Here is a 9,484-nt window from a genome sequence, read left to right as displayed (position 1 = left end):
CCCCCGCACCCCGATCCGGTCACCGCGTCCTTCTCGAACCCAGAGGATCCACCCCATGGCAAGCTCCGAAGACAAGCTCCGCGACTACCTCAAGAAGGTCACCGCAGACCTGCGCCGCACCCGGCAACGGCTGGAGTCTGTCGAGGCCCGGGACAACGAGCCCATCGCCGTCATCGGCATGGCCTGCCGCTTCCCCGGCGGCGTCCGCACCCCGGAGGACCTGTGGCGCCTGGTCGCCGACGGCACCGACGCCGTCGGCCCCCTGCCGGAAGACCGCGGCTGGGACCTGGACTCCCTCTACGACCCCGACCCGGGCACCCCCGGCAAGAGCTACGTTCGCGAGGGCGGCTTCCTCGAGGACGCCGCCGACTTCGACGCCGACCTGTTCGGGATCGCCCCCCGCGAGGCCCTCGCCATGGACCCCCAGCAGCGCCTCCTCCTGGAGACCGCCTGGGAGGCCGTCGAGCGCGCCCGCATCAGCCCCACCGCCCTCCGCAACACCGACACCGGCGTCTTCGTCGGCGGCGCCGACACCAACTACGGCTCGCTCGCCCGCTCCGCCGAGGAGACCGAGGGCCACAACCTCACCGGCGGCGCCATGAGCGTCCTGTCCGGCCGCATCTCCTACACCCTCGGCTTGGAGGGCCCGGCCGTCACCGTCGACACGGCCTGCTCCTCCTCCCTCGTGGCCCTCCACCTGGCGGTCCGCGCCCTGCGCGCCGGTGAATGCTCCCTGGCCCTCACCGGCGGCGTCGCCATGATGCCGACCACCGAACTGTTCACCGAGTTCTCCCGCCAGCGCGGGCTCGCCGCCGACGGCCGCTGCAAGCCCTTCGCCGAAGCCGCCGACGGCACCGCCTGGGGCGAGGGCGTCGGCGTCCTCCTCGTCGAACGCCTCTCCGACGCCCGCCGCAACGGCCACCCGGTGCTCGCCGTGGTCCGCGGCTCCGCCGTCAACCAGGACGGCGCCAGCAGCCGCCTCACTGCCCCCAACGGCCCCTCCCAACGACGCGTCATCGAAGCGGCGCTCGCCGACGCCCGCCTGACCGCCGACCAGGTCGACGCCGTCGAGGCCCACGGCACCGGCACCACCCTGGGCGACCCCATCGAGGCCCAGGCCCTCCTCGCCACGTACGGGCGCAGTCGCCCCGACGGACGCCCGCTGCTCCTGGGCGGCATCAAGTCCAACATCGGACACGCCCAGGCCGCCGCCGGTGTGGCGGGCGTCATCAAGATGGTCATGGCGATGCGGCACGGCCTGCTGCCCGCCACTCTCCACGTGGACACCCCCACCACGCACGTCGACTGGTCGCCCGGCACCGTCGAACTCCTCACCGAGGCCGTCGACTGGCCCGAGGCCGGCCGCCCCCGCCGGGCCGGCGTGTCCGCCTTCGGCATCAGCGGAACCAACGCCCACGTCGTTCTCGAACAGGCCGACCACGAGACCGTCGAGAGCGACGGTGCCGACGGGACAGAGGGCACGACCGCCGACACCGGCACCGCGGGGACACCGACCGTCACGGACCCCGCCCTCACCCCCTGGGTGCTCTCCGCCCGCTCGGAGACAGCGCTGCGCGCCCAGGCCGCCCGCCTCCTGGCGCACCTCCGGTCGACCCCCGACGCGCGCCCCGCCGACATCGCCCTCTCGCTGGCCACCAGCCGCGCCGCCCTCCCGCACCGCGCGGTCGTCCTGGCCACCCCCGACCCCGAGGCCACCGAGGCGGCCCTCACCGCCCTCACCTCCGCCGACCCCCACCCCGCCGTCCTGGAGGACAGCGTCCGCGGCGGCCTCACCGCGTTCCTGTTCTCGGGGCAGGGTTCACAGCGGCTGGGGATGGGGCGTGAGTTGTATGCGCGGTTCCCGGTGTTCGCGGAGGCGTTCGACGCCGTGTGCGCGGGACTCGATGAGCATGTGGAGCGTCCGCTGCGTGAGGTGATGTGGGGTGAGGACGCCGAGTCGCTGAACGGGACGGAGTTTGCTCAGGCGGGTCTGTTCGCCGTTGAGGTGGCGTTGTTCCGTTTGGTGGAGTCGTGGGGTGTGCGGCCGGAGTTCGTGGCCGGGCATTCGATCGGTGAGGTGGCGGCGGCGCATGTGGCGGGGGTGTTCTCGCTGGAGGATGCCTGTGCGTTGGTGGCGGCGCGTGGCCGGTTGATGCAGGCGCTTCCCGCGGGTGGCTCCATGGTGGCGGTGGAGGCCACCGAGGCGGAGGTGCTTGAGCACTTGGACGCCGTCGCGGGTGTGTCGATCGCTGCGGTCAACGGTCCGTCGTCGGTGGTCGTTTCCGGCGTCGAGGAGGCCGTCGCGGCGGTGGCCGAGGCGTTCCGGGAGCAGGGACGGCGTACGTCCCGGCTGCGGGTTTCGCATGCCTTCCACTCGCCGTTGATGGAGCCGATGCTCGATGAGTTCCGTGGGGTGGTTGCGGGGCTGTCGTTCGGTGAGCCGCGGGTGCCGGTGGTGTCGAATGTGACGGGCCGGGTGGCGGAGGCCGGTGAGCTGGCGGACCCGGGTTACTGGGTGCGTCATGTGCGTGAGGCGGTGCGTTTCGACGACGGTGTGCGGGCTCTGGTCGAGCAGGGTGTCTCGCGGTTCGTGGAGCTGGGGCCGGACGGTGTGCTCTGCGGAATGGCGCGGGAGCGTGCGGGTGAGGACGCGGTCCTGGTCCCGCTGCTGCGCAAGGACCGTGACGAGGAGGGCACCGCGCTGGCCGCACTCGGCCGGCTGCACGTCACCGGTGTGACCGTCGACTGGGCCGCCGTCCTCGCCGGGACGGGTGCCCGTGCCGTCGACCTGCCGACGTACGCCTTCCAGCACCAGCGCTACTGGCCCGTACCCACTCCTTCTGTCGCCGAGGACGTCGAGTCGGCGGGCCTGCGACCCGCCGGACACCCCCTGCTCAGCGCCGCCATCGAACTCTCGGATTCCGGCGGCCTGTTGCTCACCACGCGACTGTCGCTGCGCACCCACCCCTGGCTCGCGGAGCACGTCGTCATGGGCAACGCACTGCTGCCCGGCACGGCCTTCGTCGAACTGGCGGTCAGGGCCGGCGACGAGGTCGGCTGCGACCGCGTCGAAGAACTCACCCTCGCCGCCCCCCTCGTCGTGCCCCCGCAGGGCGGAGTGCAGCTCCACCTTCACGTCGGCCCGGCCGACACCGCGGGCCGTCGTACGCTCACCGCCCGGTCCCGCCCCGAGGACGCCGAGGGCATGCCCTGGACCGAGCACGCCACCGGTGTTCTCGCCCCCGGCGAGCGCACCGCCGACTTCGACACGACGGTCTGGCCGCCGACCGACGCCGAACCCCTCGACCTCACCAACCTCTACGAGCGCATGGCCGAGGGCGGTTACCGCTACGGCCCGCTCTTCCAGGGCCTCCGCGCCGCCTGGCGACGCGGCGACGAAGTCTTCGCCGAGGTCGCCCTGCCCGAAGGCGCCGAGCGCGAGGCCGCCGGTTACGGACTGCACCCGGCGCTGCTCGACGCTTCCCTGCACATCTCCGCCCTGGGCGGTCTCGCCAGGGGCGTGGTTCCGTTCTCCTGGGAAGGAGTGTGCCTGCACGCCTCCGGTGCCCAGGCAGTAAGGGTCCGCATGACCCGTACCGCCGACGAATCCGCGGCGGTCGCCGTGGTCGATCCCGCCGGTGCCCCCGTCGCCAGCGTGGAGAATCTGGTGCTGCGCGCGGTAACCGGCGGGACGGCCGCTGCCGACACCTCGAACCGGGACGCACTCTTCGGCGTGGAGTGGGTCACCGCCCCGGCCATGGAGGACGGTTCCGCAGCGGGCCCGGTCGGCGTGCTGGGCGAGGTCGCCCATCTGCCCGGTGAGAGGTTCCGAGCCTTCGACAGCCTCGAGGAACTGGCCGGTTGCGGTGAGGTGCCGGAGACGGTACTGGTCGACGCTGGCGCCCCTGCCGGTGACGGCGGTGTGGCCGATTCCGTCCATGCTGCCGCGGTGCGGGCGCTGGAGCTGGCGCGTGCCTGGCTGGCGGAGGAGCGGTTCGCCGCATCGCGGCTGGTGTTCGTGACGTCGGGCGCCGTGGACGGCTCGGACCTGGCCGGGGCGTCGGTGTGGGGGTTGGTGCGGTCGGCGGTGTCCGAGCATCCTGGGCGTTTTGGTCTGCTCGATGTGGGCGGTGGCGCGGACGCTGAGTCGGTGGTGGCTGCGCTGGCGTCGGGGGAGCCGGAGGCGGTTGTCGTCGGTGGTGAGGTGCGGGTGCCGCGGTTGGCGCGCGTGGTTCCGGACGCGGTCGCGGATGGGGACGGGAGTGCGGGTCCGGAGTGGGGCCGTGGTCCGGTTCTGGTGACGGGTGGTACGGGTGGTCTGGGTCGGGTGGTGGCTCGGCATCTGGTGGTGGAGCGCGGGGTTCGTGAGCTGCTGCTGGTGAGTCGTCGTGGTCCGGCGGCGGAGGGGGTTGAGGGGCTGGTCGCGGAGTTGTCGCGGGCCGGCGCGCGTGTGTCGGTCGAGGCTTGTGATGTAGCGGATGGGGCTGCGGTCGCTGACTTGGTCGCGCGGCACGGGGTGGGTGCGGTGGTGCACTCGGCCGGTGTGCTGGATGACGGGACTGTGGAGTCGTTGACGCCGGAGCGTCTGGCGGGTGTGCTGCGTCCCAAGGTGGACGCGGCGTGGAACCTGCACGAAGCGACCAAGGACCTCGATCTCGACGCCTTCGTCCTCTTCTCCTCGATGTCCGGCATCCTCGGCGGCCCCGGCCAGGCCAACTACGCCGCGGGCAACACCTTCCTCGACGCCCTGGCCCGCCACCGTCGCTCCCTCGGCCTGCCCGCCACCTCCCTGGCATGGGGGCCGTGGACCCAGGACGCAGGCATGATCGGCACCCTCTCCGACACGGACGTACGGCGCATAGCCCGGGCTGGAATGCCCGAGCTGACCCCCGAACAAGGCGCCGCGTTGTTCGACGCGGCCCTGGCCTCCGGTGAGCCGAACGTCCTTCCCGTGCGCTTCGATCTGGCGGCCCTGCGCGAGCAGGGCGACCCGCACCCGATGCTGCGCGGTCTCGTCCGCGCGCGCAGGCGTCGTTCGGCGGCCGGTGGTTCGGCGGCGACGGCGGGGCTGGTGCAGCGCCTGGAGGGACTGGGAGCCGAGGAGCGGCGTGAGGTGCTGCTGGACCTGGTGCGCGGCCAGATCGCGGTGGTGCTCGGCCACGCGGGAGCGCAGACGGTCGACCCGGCGCGGGCCTTCCAGGATCTGGGCTTCGATTCGCTGACGGCGGTGGAACTGCGCAACCGGCTGGGCAAGGCGACGGGCCTGCGGCTGCCGGCGACGGTGGTCTTCGACTACCCGACGGCCCATGCGCTGGTGGGTTACCTGCTGGACGAACTGTTCGGTGCGGCGGAGCCGGCGGTGGTGCCGGTGGCGGCGTTGCCGTCGGTGGCGGACGATCCGGTGGTGATCGTCGGGATGGCGTGCCGTTATCCGGGTGGGGTCGCCTCGCCCGAGGACCTGTGGCGGGTCGTGTCGGAGGGTGTGGACGCCGTCACGGAATTCCCCGTGAACCGCGGCTGGGACATCGACACGCTCTACAACCCGGACCGTGAGGCGTCGGGTACCACGTACTCCAAGGCCGGTGGCTTCCTGCACGACGCCGGTGCCTTCGATGCCGAGTTCTTCGGGATGAGTCCGCGGGAGGCGGTGGCCACGGACGCGCAGCAGCGGTTGCTGCTGGAGACGACGTGGGAGGCCATCGAGCGTGCCGGGATCGACCCGGTGTCGCTGCGCGGCAGCCAGACCGGCGTCTTCGCCGGCGTCATGTACAACGACTACGGCAACATGCTCGCCGACGAACAGTACGAAGGGTTCCGCAGCAACGGCAGTGCGCCCAGCATCGCCTCGGGTCGTGTGTCTTACACGTTCGGGTTCGAGGGTCCGGCGGTGACGGTGGACACGGCGTGTTCGTCGTCTCTGGTCGCGATGCACTGGGCGGCGCAGGCGTTGCGTTCGGGTGAGTGTTCGCTGGCGGTGGCCGGTGGTGTGACGGTGATGTCGACGCCGACGACGTTCGTGGAGTTTTCGCGTCAGGGTGGGTTGTCGGCGGATGGCCGGTGTCGTTCGTTCGCGGATGCGGCTGATGGTGTGGGCTGGTCCGAGGGTGTGGGGATGGTGGTGCTGGAGCGTCTGTCGGATGCTCGGCGTCATGGTCATCGGGTGTTGGCGGTGGTGCGTGGTTCGGCCGTCAATCAGGATGGTGCGTCCAATGGTCTGACGGCGCCGAACGGTCCTTCGCAGCAGCGGGTGATCCGGCAGGCGTTGGCCAGTGGTGGTCTGTCGGTGGCGGACGTGGATGTGGTGGAGGCGCACGGTACGGGGACGACGCTGGGTGACCCGATCGAGGCGCAGGCGCTGCTGGCCACCTACGGACAGGGGCGTGAGGGAGACCGGCCATTGTGGCTGGGGTCGGTGAAGTCGAATCTGGGTCATACGCAGGCTGCCGCGGGTGTGGCGGGTGTGATCAAGATGGTGATGGCGATGCGGCACGGGGTGCTGCCGCGGACGTTGCATGTGGATGCTCCGTCGTCGCATGTGGACTGGTCCGCGGGTGCGGTGGAGCTGCTGACCGAGGTGCGGGAGTGGTCGGGCGGTGAGCGTGTGCGCCGGGCGGGTGTGTCCTCGTTCGGGATCAGTGGCACTAACGCGCACCTCATCCTGGAACAGCCCGAACCGGTCGCTGAGCTGGAGCCCGCCGGTGAGGGTGTCGCATCCCTGGCCCCGGGTGTGGTGCCGTTGGCGCTGTCCGGGCGGTCGCCGGAGGCATTGCGGGCGCAGGCCGCACGGCTCCTTGCCCGTATCGAGGCCGACCCCGCCCTGCGCGCGGTGGACCTGGGGCACTCCCTCGCCACGCGGCGCTCGCACTTCGATCACCGCGCCGTGGTCCTGGCAGACGAGTGGGAGACCGCCGTACGCGGTCTGGCCGCTGTGTGCGTGGGCGAGCCCGACCCGGCCGCGGTCGTGGGTGAGTGCGAGGCCGGCCGTACGGCCTTCCTGTTCTCGGGGCAGGGGTCGCAGCGGCTGGGGATGGGGCGTGAGTTGTATGCGCGTTTCCCGGTGTTCGCGGAGGCGTTCGATGCCGTGTGTGCGGTGTTGGACGGGCTGTTGGGGCGTCCGTTGCGTGAGGTGGTGTGGGGCGAGGACGCTGAGTCGCTGAACGGGACGGAGTTTGCGCAGGCGGGTTTGTTCGCCGTTGAGGTGGCGTTGTTCCGTTTGGTGGAGTCGTGGGGTGTGCGGCCGGAGTTCGTGGCCGGGCATTCGATCGGTGAGGTGGCGGCGGCGCATGTGGCGGGGGTGTTCTCCCTCGCAGATGCCTGTGCGCTGGTCGCCGCGCGTGGCCGGCTGATGCAGGCGCTTCCTGCGGGTGGCTCCATGGTGGCGGTGGAGGCCACCGAGGCGGAGGTGCTTGAGCACCTGGACGCCGTCGCGGGTGTGTCGGTCGCGGCTGTCAACGGTCCGTCGTCGGTGGTCGTTTCCGGCGTCGAGGAGGCCGTCGCGGCGGTGGCCGAGGTGTTCCGGGAGCAGGGTCGGCGGGTGAGCCGTCTGCGGGTTTCGCATGCCTTCCACTCGCCGTTGATGGAGCCGATGCTCGATGAGTTCCGTGGGGTGGTTGCGGGGCTGTCGTTCGGTGAGCCGCGGGTGCCGGTGGTGTCGAATGTGACGGGCCGGGTGGCGGAGGCCGGTGAGCTGGCAGACCCGGGTTACTGGGTGCGTCATGTGCGTGAGGCGGTGCGTTTCGACGACGGTGTGCGGGCCTTGGTCGAGCAGGGTGTGTCGCGGTTCGTGGAGCTGGGTCCGGACGGTGTGCTCTGCGGTATGGCGCGAGAGCGTGCGGGTGAGGACGCGGTCCTGGTCCCGCTGCTGCGCAAGGACCGAGAGGAAGTCACCACCGCGCTGGCCGCTCTGGCCGAGCTGCACGTGTCCGGCGTCGCCGCCGACTGGGGAACCGTCCTCGACGGGACCGGCGCCCGTGCCGTCGACCTGCCGACGTACGCCTTCCAGCACGAGTACTTCTGGCCGACGGGCACCGTCGCCGGCTCCGGGGACATCAGGCTGGCCGGCCTCGGCGCGGCCGGGCACCCCCTGCTGGGCGCGGCTGTGGAACTCGCGACGGGAGACGGGGTGGTGTTCACCGGCCGACTGTCGGCTCAGTCGCACCCCTGGCTGGCCGACCACGCCGTCCAGGGCGCGGTACTGGTGCCGGGCACGGCCCTGCTGGAGCTGGCCGTCCGGGCCGCCGACGAGGTCGGCTGCGACGCGGTCGAGGAACTGACCCTGCCGGCACCGCTCGTACTGCCCGAGCGCGGCGCCGTGCGCATCCAGGTGAGTGTCGGTGAGCCGGACGACTCGGGACGCCGCACGATCACGATGCACTCCCGGGACGACGCCGGTGACGAGCGGCAGCCGTGGACACTCAACGCCGAAGGCGTCCTGGCTCCGGACACGGTGGCTCCGGAGTTCGACGCCTCGGTGTGGCCGCCTCGCGATGCCGAGCCGGTCGACGTGAGCGACTGCTACGAGAGGCTCGCCGACGCCGGTCTTCGTTACGGCCCCGTCTTCCAGGGTCTGCGCGCCGCGTGGCGGCGCGGCGACGAGGTGTTCGCCGAGGTCGCCCTGAGCGAGGCGACGGACGGTACGGCCTACGGCCTGCACCCGGCGCTCTCCGACGCGGCCCTGCACGCCTCGTTCGCCTTCGGAGAAGGCGACGCTCCGGGCGGGGTGCCGTTCATCTGGGAGGGCGTGTCCCTGCACGCGTCCGGCGCGTCGGCGCTGCGGGTCCGGCTGTCCCGGACCGGGGACGACACCCTGGCCGTGCACATGGCCGACCCCTCCGGGGCGCCGGTCGCCTCCGTCGAGTCCCTGACGGTGCGCGCGGCCACCGCGGGCGTACGCCCCGACGATGCCTCCCGGGCGCTGTACCGAGTGGAATGGGTTTCGGCCCGGGATGCCGACGGCGATGCCCTTCCGGGCCAGGTGGGCGTGCTGGGCACGATCGGGACGACGGCGCTCGCGGGCCTGCCGGGTGACGGATTCGTGACGTTCGCGGATCTGGCGGATCTTGCGGGTGCGGGTGAGGTGCCGGGGACGGTGCTGGTCGGGGCCGATGCTGGTGCCGGTGGTGCTGATGTGGTCGGTTCCGTGCACGACGCTGCGGTCCGGGCGCTGGAGTTGATCCGTGCCTGGCTGGCGGAGGAGCGGTTCGCCGCATCGCGCCTGGTGTTCGTCACTCGTGACACCGAGAGCGCCACTGACCTGTACGCCGCCGCTGTGCGGGGCTTGGTGCGCTCCGCGTCGCTGGAGCACCCGGGCCGCTTCGGCCTCCTGGACGTGGAGCACGGCACGGACATCGGAGCGCTGACCGCCGCCCTCTCGGTTGAGGAGACGGAGACCGCCGTACGGGACGGCGAGGTGCGGGTGCCGCGGCTGACGCGGGTGGTCTCCGCCGATGACACCAGCAGCGCGGCGACCGACGTCCCGTTGTCG

General features: G+C 72.0%; 1 protein-coding gene (only partly in view). It reads left to right on the top strand.

What is annotated here, in order from left to right:
* The first annotated feature begins 55 nt into the window (after positions 1-55).
* Positions 56-9,484: the start of an SDR family NAD(P)-dependent oxidoreductase gene (locus ACFZP7_RS01075; RefSeq protein WP_385633550.1), read on the top strand. The gene runs 22,851 nt beyond the window's last position; only the first 9,429 of its 32,280 coding nucleotides appear in the window; its start codon is at positions 56-58; the stop codon falls past the right edge of the window.

It is taken from the genome of Streptomyces sp. SudanB5_2050 (assembly GCF_964272335.1).
GTDB lineage: Bacteria > Actinomycetota > Actinomycetes > Streptomycetales > Streptomycetaceae > Streptomyces > Streptomyces rochei.
The sequence above is the reverse complement of the archived record's forward strand: the minus strand, read 5'-3'. Positions and strand labels throughout refer to the sequence as shown.